Below are 15286 nucleotides of genomic sequence, written 5' to 3' on the forward strand. Positions count from 1 at the left end.
CCTCGGGGAGGAGGTGAAGCATCATGGCGAAGAACACTGGGCGCGGCCACCGTGCAGGTGCGGTTAAGGGTCGCAGCGAATTCAAGGTCGGCCAGACGTGGTTCAAGCGCGACACCACCACTGGGCGAATCCTGAATGGCAGTCCGCATCAGCACAAGGGAGTGCGCAACGAGAAGTAGCCGTACTCGCCGGCGGCGGCATGGGCCTGCCGCCGGCGAGCCGAACGCGACTCGGCGCGGTCCAAACACGCCACCCGCTTCTAGCCCCGAGGAGGCATTTGCCTATGGCGCTCAGCGATCTTGACCGCCGCAATTTATGGGTCCGTGCTGGAGGCCGCTGCACACTCTGCAAGAAGTATCTCCTTGAGGGTGGCCTGAGCAGCAGCGAAGTCCCACTCGGGGAAGGCGCACACATCGTCGGCGCCGTCCACTCGATGAAGTCGCCCCGCGGCCTTGATCCGCTCCCCGTCGACCAACGGGACGACGTGGACAACATCATGCTGGCATGCTCGGGATGTCATACCGAGATCGATCAGCAAAAGGCAGCAGGGCTGCTTGATGTTGCCTTCCTCAGGCATCGTAAACGTGAGCACGAGGCTGACATCCGCACGCAAACCGATCTTCTGAAGGACAAGCGCACCGCGATCGTGCGCATGGCCGGCGATATTCGTGGCGACGTCATGCAACTCCCACGGGCCGCGGCGGCCGAGGCTGTCATCCGCCACGCACAGAGATTCCCGAATTTCCTGGAGTCCTACGACCGCCAAGGTGTCGAGATCGACCTGCAGAGACTGCCAGGTGAGCACCCGCTAACCGCTGATTACTACAACCTGGCCATCGCCGCGATCGACAGCGCAGTCGATCATCGGATACGACCGGGACTCGTTAACGGCGATATCTCGCACCTGAGCATCTTCGCGATCGCCCGCCTGCCGCTGCTGATCTACTTAGGGTCCAAGCTTGACGATGGGGTGCCGCTGGACATCTACCAACGGCATCGATCCACCGATTCGTGGATGTGGCCCCAAAACGATGATCCAGGAACCGATTTCCATGTGTCGGTCATCGACTGCGGGTCTTCTGCCTCAGAGGGTGTCCTGGTGACCAATCTCTCCGGGACAACGCCTTCGAGCGACCTCCCCGATCATCTTCGTGGGTTGCCGGTCTGGACCTTGACATCTACCGACCAACCCGCGGAGGACATCTTCGCTCACCCCGAGATCCTTGCCCGATACGTCGCCGCGGTACGGACATACTTCACCAATCTGGAAGCGACACACAAACACTTGCGCACTCTTCACCTGTTCGGGGCGTTGCCCCTGTCAGGTGCACTCGCCTTCGGGCGCATCCTCAAGTCCGCCAATTTGCGGCCTACCATCATCACTTACGACCGCACCGGTGAGGGCTACCGCCGGGCCTTGGAGGTATAACCCATGCCCACTGATTTCGACGCCCACTTCCATGCCTTTCTTCAGACCACTGTCAATCTGAAGCCCTACCGTCTCGACCAACTCGACGCGCGTGTCGCGGCGATTACCAACGCGTTCAAGAGGGACGGTGAGATGGGCGGCCGGTACAAGGAGCACCTGCCGCAAGGTTCGTGGGCCCATCGGACCATCATCAATCCGGTCACCGCGTACGACGAGTTTGACGCCGACATTCTGCTGCACTTGGAGAACGTTCCGGAGTGGAACGACAACCCTAAGATGTATCTGCAACAGGTCCGGGCTGCGTTCAAGCGCAGCAGCCAATACAAGGACAAGTTGGAGCGGAAGAACCGTTGTGTGCGTGTCTCTTACGCCAACGACTGCCACGTAGACGTCGTGCCGGCCGTCACCCTCGAGAACGGCAACCAAGCCATTATCTGCTACCGCGACAACGTATTCGAAGACACCAACCCCATTGGATTCGCAGACTGGATGAAAGAGCGCGATGACATCAGCGGTGGCCAGCTGCGCCGGGTCATCCGATTGCTGAAGTGGCTGCGCGACTTCAAGAACACGTTCAGTTGCCCCTCCGTCATCCTGACCGTGATGCTTGGCGGGCGCATCCAATTCTGGGACACCCAGAGCGCCTACTCCGATATTCCTACCGCCCTCGTGCATCTGCTGGAGGCACTAGACGCCTGGTTGGCCACCTACGCCGGAAGTCCGCCGCTGGACGACCCGAGCTGCCCCGGGGTCAGCTTCAGCCACCGCTGGGACGACCCGATCATCATCGCTAACTTCAAATCGAAGATCTCTGACTATGCCCGGTGGGCACGCGAAGCCTATGACCTGCAGGGCGTTGACGACGCGGCCGCTCTGACTGCGTGGCAGAAACTGTTCGGGCCCGAGTTCGCAGCCGACGAAGTCAAGGCCACCCGCAACGATATTGTGGCAGCCAAGGTGAGCCGGGACCTCGCCGCACGCGTCGCTGTGCTATCGCCGGCCGACATCGCACCTGACGAAGAATTTGTCCAAGACCGGTACCCGGTCGGTGCTCCACGCTACAGCGCAACCATCGAAGCCAGAGTTATGGACTTGCCGCGCAGCACCTTTCTGCGAAAGCGGCGGGTAGTCGCGAAGAGCAGACAGCTGCAGTTCCGCCTGCACACCGACGCACCCGAACCCTACAAAGTGCTATGGAAGGTTCGAAACCACGGAACCGAAGCCGCCCGCGTACCCGGCGGGCTACGCGGACAGATCCGCGTTGGAGGAAACAAGGACCGCAACACGCACACCGAATCAACCCTCTACCGCGGTTGCCACTACGTCGAAGCCTATGTCATCCGAGATGGTGTGGTAGTCGCCAGCGACCACCACACCGTGACGATTGAATAGTCAGGACATGCGTCGTCGTTAGAGGCCCCGCCCCGCGATTTCGGTCCGACCATCCACGATCCGCCCCGGACCCCAAGAAATTGCGACGACATCCAACAGGGGACTCTCGCACCGAGAGGTCAGCGAACTGAGCGCTTCAGCTCCAGCGCCGCGGTGCCTGCACACCATCTGGGACCCGCGGGGACCGACGCCCTAGCGACGTTCGCCACCGTGCGGTGCGTCGAATGGATGGATTTGGGAGCCGTCTGCAACACGCTGAAACCTTGTACGGAACCGCCCTACTCGGCGGGGCAGGACTCGGCGAACGATCTCAATGCCAACCTCAAGTACCCGACGCTGGACAAGCGGATCGCCGACACGTACGCGAAGCGCTCGACGGCGACATTGAAGAACAGCCTCTATGACTCCTACCTGCGGGCGTTCCGGTGGGCCACCGACCGCGTGGGCGACCACGGGGTCGTTGCGTACGTCTCCAACGGCGGGTGGATCGATAGCAACACTGCCGATGGCGTCCGGCTGTCCCTGGCCGACGAATACAGCCGGGTCTACGTCTACAACCTGCGCGGGAACCAGCGCACCTCCGGGGAGCTGTCTCGCAAGGAGGGCGGCAAGGTGTTCGGGTCCGGCAGCCGCAACACCGTAGCCATCTTCATCGGCGTGAAGGATCCCGACCACTCAGGGCCGTGTGAAGTGCAGTACCGGGACATCGGCGACTACCTGACCCGCGAGCGGAAACTGGAGATCGTCGCGGCCGGCGATCTGGAAACCGTTGAGTGGCAATCGATCATGCCGAACGAGCACGGCGACTGGATCAACCAGCGCAGCGGGGATTTCGTCGGATGGCCGGCGATCGGCGACAAGGACGGTGGTCTCCGCGTGTTTGGCGAGTACTCGGGCGGACTGCTAACGGCCCGTGACCCTTGGGTCTACAACTTCTCGATGGCGCGACTCGAGTCGAACGTGCGCAGCATGATCGCGTTCTACAACAGTCAACTTGCCGCCTTCGAAGCGTTTTGTGAGGAACGCAGGATCTCGGCGGTCGACCGGAAAGCAAGCATCGACAGTTTCATCGACCCTGACCCGACCAAGATCAGCTGGGGCGGTGGGCTCCAGTCCGGACTCGGCACAGGCTCTCGGATGGTTTACAACGACGACGTTCTTGTAGACGCGGTGTACCGCCCCTTCAGCCGACAACACGTTGCGTTCGACCGCCAGGTGAACTGCCGCGTGTACCGACTGCCGGCGATGTTCCCGACCCGGCATCACTCGAACTTCGGCTTCTACGTGGTTGGCGCGGGATCGAGCGTTCCGTTCTCCGCGATCATGTCCGACCACGTCCCCGACAGGCACCTAACCGGGGCTGGCAGCGGTGGTCAGTTCTTCTCCCGCTGGACGTACATGTCCGCAGCTGCCGATGGCGCACTGGACTTCGAAACCGGCGACGATGAGCCTGACAAGTACGGGTACCGGCGCGTGGACAACATCACCGACGAGATCCTGGCCATCTACCGGGAGGCGATCGGGGATCAGGTCACCAAGGACGACATCTTCTTCTACGTCTACGGCCTGCTCCACGACCCCGTCTACCGGGAGACCTTCGCGGCGGACCTGAAGAAGATGCTGCCGCACATCCCGACGCCGGAATCCCAGGAACGGTTCGAGCAGCTCACCGCCGCCGGCCGAGCATTGAGCCACCTCCACATCGGCTACGAAACCGTCGACCCGTATCCGCTCGACATCCAGGTGAAAGCGGGCGTCGATCCCGGCAACCGCGACACCTGGCGCGTGACGGACAAGAAGATGAAGTGGGCCAAGAAGAAGGACCCCGAGTCAGGCAAGCGGGTCGACGACGTGACGACGCTGATCTACAGCCCGAAGGTCACCATCGCCGGCATCCCGGAAATCGCGAACCGGTACATGATCGGCTCGCGGTCGGCGCTGGCCTGGATCATCGACCGTTACCTGGTGAAGGCCGACTCGGCGTCGGGCATCGTCAACGACCCGAACGACTGGTGCGATGAGCACGACGACCCGAAGTACGTCGTCGATCTCATCGCCAAGGTCACCACCGTCGCGGTCGAGACGATGAAGATCGTGGACAGCCTGGCCGAGAGCGCGGAGTAGAGCGCCATGACCCTGGAGTTCATTGATCGCCGCCGCGGTTCCGCGGACAGGTACTCGTGGATGCCGCCGTTCGACGTGGAGGTCGCCTACGACAACCCGCAATGGTGGGACGAGGTCCCCTATCACCTGGACGACCCGTGGTCCGTGCAGGTGCTCGAGGATGGCGTGGAGGTCGCTCGGGTCCAGTTCGCAGAGGGCGGCGATGTCAACCCGACTTACACGGGAGTGCCGGTGGTCGGAGCCGAGCGGCTGATGATTCACCGGATCGAGGTGGCGATCGCTGCGCGCGGGCGCAAGATCGGCACCCAGGTGATCCGCGGTGTGGAGGAACGAAACCCGGACCGACGTCTGATCGCGTACTCCGAGGGCGCCGACGGCTTCTGGGCGTCTCTCGGCTGGGAGCGATACATCCATCCCACCAAGCGGTCCCGCCCGCTGTTCATCCAGCCGCCCCGATGAGCGATTTCGTCAGCGACGGAATCGAGCAGCCGATCGACTTCTCCTACGACGCCTGCTGGTTCGAGTGCGCGCAGTGCGGCGATCGCGTGGTCATGACGTTCGAGGACCGCGACAGAGGACAATCCCGAACCTGCTCTTCCGGACACGACGTCTCCGCGAGGACGGAGTACCCGGCGCTCACTGACCTGGCCGACGCGGCGACGGACCCCGACGTGATCGAGCGGCTGGCCTGGTACCACAGCAGCACGCGCGCGGACTGGCCGCCGACCGACGAGTCACCCTCGGCGAGCGCAACGCACCTGGGCACCTTCGAGTCGGCGATCGAGAACATGTTCCGGCGCATGCAGAATCAGAGCGACGCGGACAGCCAGTTCTACTTGCACCGCGTCCGGATCTCCTGCCCACTCGCCGAGATGTCGCCTCTCGGCGAAGAGCCCACCGACTTCATGGGCAACGTGTGGCTCAGCGCGCTCTACGAGGCGGGTTACCGGGTCGTGCGCTACGTCAACGTGCACGAGCACCCCGGGTCTATCTCGCTCGCGGTGGTGCCGTCTGTGATCACGCACGTGCAGACGCTCGCGGTGCCGCTCAACCTGGACACGGAGGAGTCGGCGGCTTCCCGGGAGATCTTCGCCAGCTACACCGCCGAGCTCGACGAGGTGGAAGCCCGGCGGCCGTCCACCGAGGGGCTCCGTCGCATGGACCTGCTGATGCGGCGGACCCCGGAGATCGCCGCGATCGCCGATGCGGACCACGAGTGCGATCAGGCGATGTGGGCGACCGAGGACCGGTACAAGCGGGCGATGACGAACGAGCATGTGCCACTGGCTGGTTACCGAACACGCTCGAAGTTGCTGGACGCACGAAGGTACAGCCGCAGCGACCGAGTCGCCGCACACCACATGTTCCGCTTGCTCGCGGAGTTGGTGCAGAACCCTGCGCGCACCCTCGCGGCTCTCCAGGCGCAGCCGGTTCGAGAAGTCATTCCCGACCCGTGACCGAATCCGCCGCCCCGGCCGCCGACGCCGCTCAGTCATGAGTAACCCTGTCCCCGTGGACATCAGCATGGCCGACCAGGTCGCTCAACTCGAAGTGCCGAATTACCACGGCACCCGCGTCTCGCTGGCGGAACGGATCATGCGGGACGGGTTTGCGCCCTCACCGGTGTCAGAGCTGATCGAGGCCGTCGCCGCCGACCACAACGTCACGGTGGACGCGCTGAGGGCAGATCTCAAGGCGTACAACAGATTCGTGTTCGCCGACCCGCGGACGGACACCGTGTTCACGACCGGCAACCAGGTGAAGGCCGGCAGCTGGGCCGACCGGGCACCGGAGGCCACCTGGGAGACGCTGTGGGCCGTGTACCGAATCCGTCACCCGGAACTCGGGTGGGACTGGAACATGTCGGACGAGGGGCACCTGTGGGTACTCGCGCAGCGACTGGCCGACCCGCCGGCAGTGCTGGAGGCGATGGCGCCGCTCGGGGCGATTCGCAATCGACACGGCCGTAAGGCCGCAGAGCGGCCGTAAGGCCGCAGAGCGCTTCCTCGCCGCGATCGAGTCGGGTGACCCGGACGCAGTGGTGCAGGAGCACCGCTTGTTCCGCAAGACACCCGAGTGGCTGGTCGATCCCGGCGACATCACAGCGCGCGGCTTCACCCCGGTGCCCGCGAGGGTGGACGACGACCTGCTGCTGTTCATTTCCGGGGAGCCTGAGGAGACGTTCCGCGAGCAGCTGCGTACCGACCACTGGGGCGAGTGGGGCGCCAGCGCCCACCCAGGTGACAGGCCATGGCATCCGTTCGACCAGGTGTGGGCGCGGCTGTCCGGTGATCGTCAAGCCGAGTTGGAGGATCTAGTCGGAGTACCGATCACGGCGCTGCTCACAGCCAAGCCCGACGATGCCGCCGAACTGGTGCCCGAGGCCTAAGCCTCCAACCACCGCGACAGCGCCTCGGCCGACTCCTTCCCCGTCACCGCGCCCGTCCCCCGCAGCAGCCTGTGCCAGGCTCGCTCCCCAGCCAAGTACGTCTCCACCGCGGGCGGCAGTCGCGGCCCCGGCAGATCCTCCGCGTACTCATCCACACCGGTCTAGACGCACGCCGCGGGTGATCGGTTCCACCCCGATTCATGCGCCGGAACCACACCCGGGCACCGCTTGTCTGTCCGGGCGCGCGGTCAACAGGTCGGCAACTCTCCACATAGCCGGGTCGACCGCCTCGGATGGCGCTGGTGGCACCTCCTCGGCACGGCTCAGCTCAAGGTTCGTGCGTTTAGCGGGTTGAGACCTGCGCCGGCCGCTGAGGTGGCGGGTCGTCGGACATGGCGACGGGAAGGCCGACGAACGCGAGTGCGAAAAGCAGCAGGACGCCGATAGCGGTGGCCACCTCGTCGCTACGTCGCCAACCAACAATCAAAAAGCAGACGGCGATCCCGGCCACGAGGATGAGGAGGAGTGCGATCATGCTCATGGCCGGGATAGTCACACACTTTTAGGACACGGCGGCCAACGTCTAGCCCCCACCCCGGGCACCAACCTTGAGCCGCCACCAGCCCGCACCGCGGTTGACCGGCGGTTACTCCCCTGCATCGTGCACCCAAGACGCGCTCACCAGCGCTTTCTCTGGACTCGCTGCGGGAATGGAAATTCTCGTCGGTCACCGCCGATAAACCTCGAGTGACTGTGCTCCGGTCCAGGATCGACGCCGGAACCGCTTCCGTCGGCTCCGTCCCGGCGCGCACCGATCGGCGCTGCGTGCCCCATTGTGGCTGGTCAGAAGTATGTCACGTCCTGTTCCCGGGTAGGAACTGGAATGTTGAACGGATGGTCGGTGTTCTGCATCGCAACGGGGTTGCACTTACAAGTGACACCCCCTAGCCTGGTTAAAGGATGAAGGAGGTGCACCGTGACCGCTACGTTGCAGCGCTCGATTGTGGTCGAGCAGCAGGCGGTTGAACAGGCCAAAGAGGCTGAGCGACGGATCGAACACTCCGATGCCCTCGCAGTCCTGCCCGTCAGCGGCAAACCGATCAAGCTTCCCCGTGAACTGGCTGACCTACTGGGCCAGATCATCTCCACGGTTTCGGCCGGAGGCACGGTCACCGTGGGCATGCTCCCCGCAGAGCTGACCACGACTGAAGCTGCAGGACAGCTTGGGGTGTCGCGGACGACGCTGATGAAAATGATCCGGCGCGGCGACATCGAAGCACACAGAGTCGGAAGCCACGCACGTCTGCACGCCGAGGATGTCCAAAAGTTCCGTGAGCGTAGACGCGCGCAGCAGCTGGCAGCTCTGTCTGCGCTCCGGGATCTCGATGAGGAAATGGGCCTGGACACTTAGCAGTTCAGCAGTTCAGGCATCCGGTACGGTCCCACCTATGCCCGTGGTACGTGTGCTGATCGATGCCAACGTGATCTATTCGAGGACGCTGCTCGACTGGGTCAGCATGCTTAGCGTCTACGGGAACATGTACGAGGTCGTGTGGACCGAGGATGTGCTCGCGGAGGCGAGATATCACCTTCGCAAGAACAAACCCGAGATCTCTGACGGGTACCTGACGGCGCGGTTCGACCGCATCCGCGAGCTCTTCCCTGACGGCCGGATCGACGGCTTTGAGATCACCAACCGCGATCACCCGGATCGCCACGATTGGCATGTCGTGAATGCAGCCGCCTCTGGCTGTGTCGGCTACCTCGTGACTGACGATGCCAAGTTTGAGCGCCTGGCAGGAAACGATGACCTCGAGTTCGAGACGCACACCGCCGACACTTTCTTGACTCTGGTCGACGACTCTTCGCCGGGACTGGTCCGGCGGGTAACCGCCAAACAGCATGCGTATTGGAGCGCCAAACCCGGGCGCCGGCCGCTTCCTTACGCTCTCAGCCTGGCCGGAGCATCGGTGTTCGCAGACAGGGTCCAGCAGCGGCTTCAAGAGCTGTTCGGATAGCGGGCGACGACATACACCCGCACCGTGGACACCTCAGTCTGCTCTGCCGCAGCAGGCTTCCTGGTGAGCGCGTTCGGTGATGTGGTGGCTTCCGCTGCCGAAGACTCCCAGTACAAGGTGTCGCCCACCGAGCGGGGATTCGACATCGAACTCGACACCGTCAACGCGAAGTAGTGGGAGCTCCACGACCGCTCCGGTATGCAGTCCAGTTTTCGCTGGCGAGTGCGCGAGCATGCGTCGTACTGCATGATCACCGATCGCCAGGTACGGATGCCGGCCGACGCGCCGCTGCCCGAAGATGCGGCAGCCGCGGCGGGGTTCAGTACACAGGGTCTACCCGGGTTCGCAGACGTGGCCAGTTAGGGTCAGCCAATGCCTGACGCATCCACACACCTTCAGGCAGCGCTTCGATCGCACCGATTGCCTCGGTATCGCCGCGTTTGGCCCGCTTGACGATCGTTATCTGAGCGGGGATGTTGTTCGGAATCTCGAAAGCCATGTCGGAGAGCATGTGCCGGGCTCGTCGTTCGCGGCCCTGAGCGGCGCGGTCAGCATGTCTCTTGACCGTCGCCGTCGGACGTCAGTATCGACCCCGGCTCGGCCTGGATCCGTGCAATCACCGCCTGTTGCTGCGGATTGAGCATGTCGGCGGTGTAGCCCTCCATGGCCAGCGCCCACCACACGGTGCGGTTGATGGCGCAGTTCGGGCAGACGCGCGGGCCGATCACACCGAACTGGCCCATCCGCGGCGGGTAATCCCATCCGGCAGTGAACGCCGCCTCCGAGTCGAGGATCGCTTCGGTCCCGCACGCCTCGCAGATGTGATGCAGTCGCATGGGCCGGGACAGTAACGGCGTGCCGCGGCCCTGGAAGGTGGTGGCGCGGTGGTCGGCGGGCTGCACATACCTTTTGAAATCGCGGCGTCCATGCGCGCGATCGCACGCAGCTGCATAACTTCTTGCGCATCGTGCGATGTGCAATCCGCATCTTATGATATGCATTGCGTTACGCTGCGTCACATGGAGAATCTGCTTGAGTTGATCAATCGGATCCTGGACGCACGCGATGAGACAGTGACAGCGTTCGCCGACCGCATCGGCGTGAACCGACTCACCGTGACTCGATGGAAGGCGAGCCTCCCCGCCCCGGAGACGCTGCGCCGCATCGCGGCTGACCTCGCCATCCCGTACTCCCACGTCGTGATGTCCGCGCTGGCATCCGCCGGCTACGCGACGTGCCCGGCGGATCTGCTCGCCGGCCAGCAGGTGCGCGTCATCACCCGCTGCGGCGACCCGTTTGACGAACCCGCGGGCGCCGCCGTCGACGCGATGTTCACTGACCCGGCACGCGCGAGCGAGTACCTGCGCGTGGCTAGCGCCATCGCACCCGATGCGGATATCGAGGAATCCGTCGTCACCATCGACAGCACCGAAATACCCGACACCGTACGCGTTTTCACCACGGTTTGGTCGAGCCGAACCGACCAAATACACCAGCCAGTGACGCTGTGTGGCTCTCGTCCTGCGCGCCTGCAGGACCGTGAAGTGACCGATGTACAGGCCACCGCGCTGGCCGATTCCGATCTGGTTTTCTCATTGCAGGTCGACAGTCTCACCGCCGAAGCCGGCCGCACTGCGCTCATGGCTGTGATCGACACGCTGCGCAGGCAGGGCCGCCTGTTGCCGCCGGGGGTCGATCCCTATCCCGGGCTCTCCCGCTCGGTGGCATATGCGCTGAACGCCGCCAATCGATCCGCACCCCAGGCGATGCCGTCCCCGGGCCCAATATTTGGGGGCGCTGCACTGCAGACAGTGCCGTCGACGTTCGCCGGCGCGCGCAGCTACGACAGCGACGCGGCGGCTAGTGGCCAGCAAGATCCATCAGCAGTCTGGCCAGCAACCCGGCAGTTCTTCGTCGACCTACCTGGATAGCAGCTGCACGCAGTGACCGCGATGATCATTTCGTGCCGATCCCGGCGGAGTACCAAGCGCTCTACGCCGAGCCAACACCCCTGGCTCTGGCAGGGGTGGACTGTACGGCAGGAAGGGAATCCGAGCCCGCGGGCGGCCTATTGCGCAATCGACTCATCACTCGTCGTCTTCGTCGTCCGCTTCCTCAAGCGGCGGGCGCGGTTTGCGCAACACCACCGCCAAGATCACGCCGCCGATCAGCGCCGCGACGACCGCGAAGAAGAGCAGCTGTCCCGCCATGTAGGACATCGCCATGCCTCTCGGTCGCGCTCAGTCTCGGAACTGAGGTGGCACGTAGAAGTCCTCAACGGGGATCTGCCGTCCTGTCGGTGTGTCGTAGATGCTGATGCCGCGTTCGTCTCGCACGATCTGCAGGTCGGATCCGACCGGGAAGTCATAGATACCTATGAGTGCTGGTTCGATGTTGCACACATCGTTGAACGCGACGATCCGCCAGTTGCTCTTGTCGGTGAGGTACTCGGTGGTGTCGATGTGGCTCATGATCTGCCAGCCGTTGTCCGCACCGCCCGTGGACGGCACCCTCACCATCCACCGCACCTTGCCCCGGCGGTCCATGACGTTGGTCGTCGCCAAGCACGCGCCGGCGTGGGGGATGAACTCGATATACCTGGTCACCGCAGCTGGCCTAGTGCGGCACTTCGTCGAGACCGTTCGCGGCGAGCGTCTCCGTCATCGCGGCGACCACCCGCTCGGCCGCCCAGTCGTCCGGCGCCGAGATCAACATTCCCCCAGCCAGTTCCGACGCGGTGAGCCCGTGCGCGACCCGACTGACCATCCCGACCTCGGAGCTGATCCAGGTGCGGTAGCCGATGCCGATCTTCCAGTTGCCCCGCCGCGCGAGCTGACGAACCGGGTCGTCGGACAGAGTGAACGTGGCAGACTCCCACGTCTGCGCGACCGCGGCGCACGCAGCGTCGCCGTCGCCCGCGGTAATGGCGCCGACGTACATCTCACGGAGTTCAAGGAGCAGATGGTGGGTCGGTAGCCTCCGTCCGACGACGGGGTTCCCAGCTGCGATCCAGACCCGCGGGGAAACGCGCCCCCCAGCACCGGACAGCACGAACGAGTACCCCTCGCCCTGCAGGGCCTCCCCGATCTCCTCGGACCCGCCGACAAGTTCACGCACGGGGTTGCTACGCACGAGGTCCACTAGCGCATCTGGGGAGCCCTCCCACACCTGACCGCTAGTCAGCCGCCATTCCGGTACGTCGAACGCTGCTTTCAACTCGCGCAGCAGTGCGTCAGTGCGGGCCGCGATCGATTCCGGCGACTCACCAGCAGCTACGCGGATCGCGCGGACATTCGCGCGCTGATTGCCCCACACCGGGGCTGTGACGGCGGTACTCATCGTCTCTGAATCCTATGGTGCTTTCGGGGTGTAGAACACGTCGACGTCGTAGATCTGGCGGTCCTGGAACAGTTGCCGAAGTGCAGCCGCCCCGTAGGGGTCCGACACGTGCCATTCCAGCACGGCATCTGGAGGGATCGCCTCGAGCTGCCGTTGGACCTGGGCGAGTGCTTTCTCCGCTCGCCCTTCCCAGTAGGAGTTGTCCGGCGCGAACGCCAAGCCCCGGAACCCGTCCTTGGCTTCGAGGAACACCTCCTGGGGGCCGCGGTAGTCGTGTCCGTCGAAATCGACTTTCGCACCCGTTTCAGGGTTGATCTGACTCCACTCGGGCATCGCGCCCTCGGGTGTGCGCTCGACACCTCCGATCTGGCCCTGGTAGGGCAGCCAGTCCTTGTCGACGTTGTGCTGGATATGCGTCCAGCCCGACTGCCCCTCGGCCTTGTTGTAGGTGATGTCGGGCGTCTGCGGCGGCCACATGCCGGGGTGGTGGGAGTCGGCGGAAGGGTAGTGCAACCCTTGGCCCGGGTCGAAAGTGTCGGGCGCTGGTGGCCGGTGGGTCGGCACCTGGTCGGGGACGTGGTGTGCCGGGGTATCGGGCGCCGGCGCAGAGTGTTCCACTGGCGCGTCGGCGGAAGGCGTGTGGTGCCCGGCCGGCGGGTCTGCCGTGTGCGGGACGGGTGGCGGCTCCGCAGTGTGGGGAGCGACCGGCTCGGCGCTGTGCGGGATCGGAGGCGCTTCTGCGGTGCGGGGCGCCACGGGCGGCTCAGCTGTGTGCGGAACCACCGGCGGTTCGGCCGTGTGCGGGACGACCGGCACCACGCCACGTTCCAGCGCACCTACCTCGGGCAGCACGCCACGTTCCAGCGCACCCAGCTCGGGGAGCATCGACTTGCCCAGCAACCCCTCCGCGCCCAGCGGCGCCGTGGCGGCCATGGCGGTGGCGTCGAACAACACGTCGCCGGCGTGCTTGCCCGGGTTCTCGATCATCTCCGGTATGTCGTCCACGACCCCGTTGACGGCGCCCCACGGTCCCAGAGGCCCCATCGGGTCACGCAGATGCAGCGGATCCTTCATATGGTTTTCGACGGCCGCTTCCCCGAGCTGTTGCCACGACTCGGCGACGCCGGGGTGGCCCTCCCCGCCGGTGCCGGTGAGGTTCTGCAGCGTCTCCACCGTGGAGTCGAGCCGGTTGTAGAACTGGTCGTGCGCCTCGTTGACGAAGTTGTTGAACTTGTCCCCGAGCTTCTCACCGAGACTGCGAGTGTCGGCGGTCGGGGGACCCGGCGTGGTGTCCGGATTGGCCGGCGTGTGAGCAGCTGAGTCCGCGAGCGCGGCGTTCATCCGCTGCGCGTCGGCAACCATGGCGTTGACCTGCGACTCGATCCGGTCGGGCGGCACGCCCTGCTGCCGCAATAGATTCCGGGCCTGCGTCTTGAACTGTTCGACTGCCTGCGGGCTTATCGCCGGCGCCGCGGTGGGCTTCGGTTCTGTCCCGGCCGCCGGAGGATCGTTCGCACCCAACAGGTCTCCCAGGTCACCGCCGACGTCCCCGGCGGTGGCGGGCTTCTCGTCGGGTTTCAGCCCCGACTTCTTCGCCGCGTCCTCCACTGACTTCGGTACCGCGAACGGACCAATCTGACCGGTCGCCTGCTCCGCGGGTTTGTCACCCGCCTCGTCTTTGCGGTCCTCGTCCGGCTTGTCCTGGACTTTGTTGTCGACGAATCGCATGGTGGGCTCGCCGTCACGTCCCTCACCCTCACCTTCGAACCGGATATCTTCCAGCTCACCGGCCTTCTTTTGCAGGCGCCCTTCCGCGAACGCGACCGTTTGGCCGAGACGCTCGGCGTACCAGCGGATGTCCTCGGCGTGCTCGGCGGCGGCCTTGTTCCGCTCGGCGACCGTGTCGATGTCGTACTTGCGCGCGTCGGTCACCTTGAGGTCTTCGCTGACCGTGAAGCCGTCGTTCTCGGCCTCGGTGATCGCCGCGAGCACCTCGCGCTGGGCGGCGTTGATGTCGGTGACGGCGTCCTCGGCGATGTCAGCGGCTTCGCGCACGACTCCGTTCTGATCACCGGCCACCGCGCCGTCAGCGGTGGCCCGATCCAGCGCCGCATCCTTGGCGTCACCCTCCCAGGTGGTTCCGCCAGGAGCCGCGATGTTCTGCCGGTGCCGGTCGAACACCTCGTCCGACTGGTCTGCGGCGGTGCGCCACCTCGTCGCAGCGTCGGAGAAGTCGGACGTGGTGAGGTCCTCGATCTCCGAACGCGTGGTGAACCGGCCCGAGGGAGCAGCGCTCACACGCTCACCGTGGTGATGGCGTCGCCGCCGTCTCCGTCGGTGGTGTCATAGCGCGCGCTACCAGTCGACATGTCGCCGGCCTGACCGCTGATCCGGTCGGCCTGGCGTCGGCGTAGCGAGGACAGCGCCGCGTCCATCGCAGCGATGCCGACGTTCGAGGACACCCCGCCTTCGCCGGCCAGCGCAGCGGTAGCGGTTTCGCTGTCGGCAGCTGCGATGCGCAGGCCGTCAGAGTTCACGTTCAGTTTGTTTGCCATGCCAATCCCCCAACCGGCGAACACCTGGTCGTGAGGCTAC

19 protein-coding genes and 1 pseudogene are annotated in these 15286 nt (G+C 64.8%); 12 read left to right on the forward strand and 8 right to left on the reverse strand.

The genetic code is table 11. The annotated features are described in order from the left end of the window. Nucleotides 1–23 precede the first annotated feature (23 nt). The 8 genes and pseudogenes from BKG60_RS32035 to BKG60_RS19495 all read left to right on the forward strand — a co-directional run bounded on the left by BKG60_RS32035 (nt 24) and on the right by BKG60_RS19495 (nt 7334). Nucleotides 24–179 carry a hypothetical protein gene (locus BKG60_RS32035; protein ID WP_165688718.1) on the forward strand — a complete coding sequence of 52 codons (156 nt, stop codon included), beginning with the start codon at nt 24–26 and terminating at the stop codon, nt 177–179. A 104-nt stretch (nt 180–283) separates the two neighbouring features. Further along, nucleotides 284–1429: an SAVED domain-containing protein gene (locus BKG60_RS19465; protein ID WP_160109673.1), complete on the forward strand. Its 1146-nt coding sequence runs from the start codon at nt 284–286 to the stop codon at nt 1427–1429. 3 nt (nt 1430–1432) lie between these two features. Then, the gene (locus BKG60_RS19470) at nt 1433–2821 is read left to right on the forward strand and encodes an SMODS domain-containing nucleotidyltransferase (protein ID WP_075909871.1); all 1389 of its coding nucleotides are present in this window, start codon (nt 1433–1435) and stop codon (nt 2819–2821) included. Nucleotides 2822–3094: 273 nt separating this feature from the next. Further along, nucleotides 3095–4945: pseudogene (locus BKG60_RS19475) on the forward strand (type ISP restriction/modification enzyme); the annotation flags it as partial. Nucleotides 4946–4951: 6 nt separating this feature from the next. Beyond that, nucleotides 4952–5404 carry a hypothetical protein gene (locus tag BKG60_RS19480; protein WP_019345320.1) on the forward strand — a complete coding sequence of 151 codons (453 nt, stop codon included), beginning with the start codon at nt 4952–4954 and terminating at the stop codon, nt 5402–5404. Further along, nucleotides 5401–6402 (forward strand): hypothetical protein, encoded by a 1002-nt coding sequence (locus tag BKG60_RS19485; RefSeq protein ID WP_019345321.1) that lies wholly within the window; start codon nt 5401–5403, stop codon nt 6400–6402. The genes BKG60_RS19480 and BKG60_RS19485 overlap by 4 nt, the downstream gene beginning before the upstream one ends. A gap of 55 nt (nt 6403–6457) precedes the next feature. Then, entirely contained in the window at nt 6458–6934 is a 477-nt protein-coding gene (locus BKG60_RS19490; RefSeq protein WP_043368406.1) for a hypothetical protein, read from the forward strand. A gap of 67 nt (nt 6935–7001) precedes the next feature. Beyond that, entirely contained in the window at nt 7002–7334 is a 333-nt protein-coding gene (locus tag BKG60_RS19495) for a hypothetical protein (protein WP_131823400.1), read from the forward strand. A gap of 343 nt (nt 7335–7677) precedes the next feature. On the opposite strand, the gene BKG60_RS19500 is transcribed toward BKG60_RS19495, so the two are convergent. Further along, entirely contained in the window at nt 7678–7875 is a 198-nt protein-coding gene (locus tag BKG60_RS19500; RefSeq protein WP_019348779.1) for a hypothetical protein, read from the reverse strand. A 435-nt stretch (nt 7876–8310) separates the two neighbouring features. Between BKG60_RS19500 and BKG60_RS32545 the strand changes: the two genes are divergently transcribed. The 3 genes from BKG60_RS32545 to BKG60_RS32040 are packed head-to-tail and all read left to right on the forward strand — an operon-like array spanning nt 8311 to nt 9526. Continuing rightward, nucleotides 8311–8745 (forward strand): helix-turn-helix domain-containing protein, encoded by a 435-nt coding sequence (locus BKG60_RS32545; RefSeq protein ID WP_019349036.1) that lies wholly within the window; start codon nt 8311–8313, stop codon nt 8743–8745. 52 nt (nt 8746–8797) lie between these two features. After that, nucleotides 8798–9352 (forward strand): PIN domain-containing protein, encoded by a 555-nt coding sequence (locus tag BKG60_RS19510; RefSeq protein WP_131823401.1) that lies wholly within the window; start codon nt 8798–8800, stop codon nt 9350–9352. 24 nt (nt 9353–9376) lie between these two features. After that, entirely contained in the window at nt 9377–9526 is a 150-nt protein-coding gene (locus BKG60_RS32040; RefSeq protein ID WP_019348820.1) for a hypothetical protein, read from the forward strand. Between the two features lie 145 nt (nt 9527–9671). Here BKG60_RS32040 and BKG60_RS19515 read toward each other — a convergent pair whose 3' ends face one another. Both BKG60_RS19515 and BKG60_RS19520 read right to left on the reverse strand, forming a co-directional pair. Beyond that, a complete protein-coding gene (locus tag BKG60_RS19515) occupies nt 9672–9851 on the reverse strand; it encodes a hypothetical protein (RefSeq protein ID WP_131827525.1) in 180 nt (59 codons plus the stop codon). A 49-nt stretch (nt 9852–9900) separates the two neighbouring features. Beyond that, nucleotides 9901–10188, reverse strand: coding sequence for a hypothetical protein (locus BKG60_RS19520; protein ID WP_043371028.1), 288 nt, complete (start codon nt 10186–10188; stop codon nt 9901–9903). A 48-nt stretch (nt 10189–10236) separates the two neighbouring features. Here BKG60_RS19520 and BKG60_RS19525 point away from each other — a divergent pair, with 48 nt between their 5' ends. Further along, on the forward strand, nt 10237–11283 hold the full coding sequence (locus BKG60_RS19525; RefSeq protein ID WP_131823402.1) for a hypothetical protein: 1047 nt from the start codon (nt 10237–10239) through the stop codon (nt 11281–11283). Between the two features lie 156 nt (nt 11284–11439). Here BKG60_RS19525 and BKG60_RS32720 read toward each other — a convergent pair whose 3' ends face one another. The 5 genes from BKG60_RS32720 to BKG60_RS19545 are packed head-to-tail and all read right to left on the reverse strand — an operon-like array spanning nt 11440 to nt 15246. Then, complete coding sequence (locus BKG60_RS32720) at nt 11440–11571, reverse strand: hypothetical protein (protein ID WP_268768169.1); 132 nt, start codon at nt 11569–11571, stop codon at nt 11440–11442. 21 nt (nt 11572–11592) lie between these two features. Continuing rightward, nucleotides 11593–11958 carry a DUF2185 domain-containing protein gene (locus tag BKG60_RS19530; protein WP_019348532.1) on the reverse strand — a complete coding sequence of 122 codons (366 nt, stop codon included), beginning with the start codon at nt 11956–11958 and terminating at the stop codon, nt 11593–11595. A 10-nt stretch (nt 11959–11968) separates the two neighbouring features. Beyond that, nucleotides 11969–12691 (reverse strand): hypothetical protein, encoded by a 723-nt coding sequence (locus tag BKG60_RS19535; protein WP_019348531.1) that lies wholly within the window; start codon nt 12689–12691, stop codon nt 11969–11971. A 12-nt stretch (nt 12692–12703) separates the two neighbouring features. Next, nucleotides 12704–14989, reverse strand: coding sequence for a Tox-REase-5 domain-containing protein (locus BKG60_RS31175; protein ID WP_242663610.1), 2286 nt, complete (start codon nt 14987–14989; stop codon nt 12704–12706). Further along, on the reverse strand, nt 14986–15246 hold the full coding sequence (locus BKG60_RS19545; RefSeq protein WP_019349084.1) for a hypothetical protein: 261 nt from the start codon (nt 15244–15246) through the stop codon (nt 14986–14988). The genes BKG60_RS31175 and BKG60_RS19545 overlap by 4 nt, the downstream gene beginning before the upstream one ends. Between the last annotated feature and the right edge of the window lie 40 nt (nt 15247–15286).

The organism is Mycobacterium syngnathidarum (assembly GCF_001942625.1).
Lineage (GTDB): Bacteria > Actinomycetota > Actinomycetes > Mycobacteriales > Mycobacteriaceae > Mycobacterium > Mycobacterium syngnathidarum.

Excerpts from the sequence above, each read along its gene's own strand:
- BKG60_RS32035 (WP_165688718.1), top strand. The coding sequence starts at position 24 with ATGGCGAAGAACACTGGGCGCGGCCACCGTGCAGGTGCGGTTAAGGGT.
- BKG60_RS19465 (WP_160109673.1), top strand. The coding sequence starts at position 284 with ATGGCGCTCAGCGATCTTGACCGCCGCAATTTATGGGTCCGTGCTGGA.
- BKG60_RS19470 (WP_075909871.1), top strand. The coding sequence starts at position 1,433 with ATGCCCACTGATTTCGACGCCCACTTCCATGCCTTTCTTCAGACCACT.
- BKG60_RS19480 (WP_019345320.1), top strand. The coding sequence starts at position 4,952 with ATGACCCTGGAGTTCATTGATCGCCGCCGCGGTTCCGCGGACAGGTAC.
- BKG60_RS19485 (WP_019345321.1), top strand. The coding sequence starts at position 5,401 with ATGAGCGATTTCGTCAGCGACGGAATCGAGCAGCCGATCGACTTCTCC.
- BKG60_RS19500 (WP_019348779.1), bottom strand. The coding sequence starts at position 7,875 with ATGAGCATGATCGCACTCCTCCTCATCCTCGTGGCCGGGATCGCCGTC.
- BKG60_RS19515 (WP_131827525.1), bottom strand. The coding sequence starts at position 9,851 with ATGGCTTTCGAGATTCCGAACAACATCCCCGCTCAGATAACGATCGTC.
- BKG60_RS19520 (WP_043371028.1), bottom strand. The coding sequence starts at position 10,188 with ATGCGACTGCATCACATCTGCGAGGCGTGCGGGACCGAAGCGATCCTC.
- BKG60_RS32720 (WP_268768169.1), bottom strand. The coding sequence starts at position 11,571 with ATGTCCTACATGGCGGGACAGCTGCTCTTCTTCGCGGTCGTCGCGGCG.
- BKG60_RS19535 (WP_019348531.1), bottom strand. The coding sequence starts at position 12,691 with ATGAGTACCGCCGTCACAGCCCCGGTGTGGGGCAATCAGCGCGCGAAT.
- BKG60_RS19545 (WP_019349084.1), bottom strand. The coding sequence starts at position 15,246 with ATGGCAAACAAACTGAACGTGAACTCTGACGGCCTGCGCATCGCAGCT.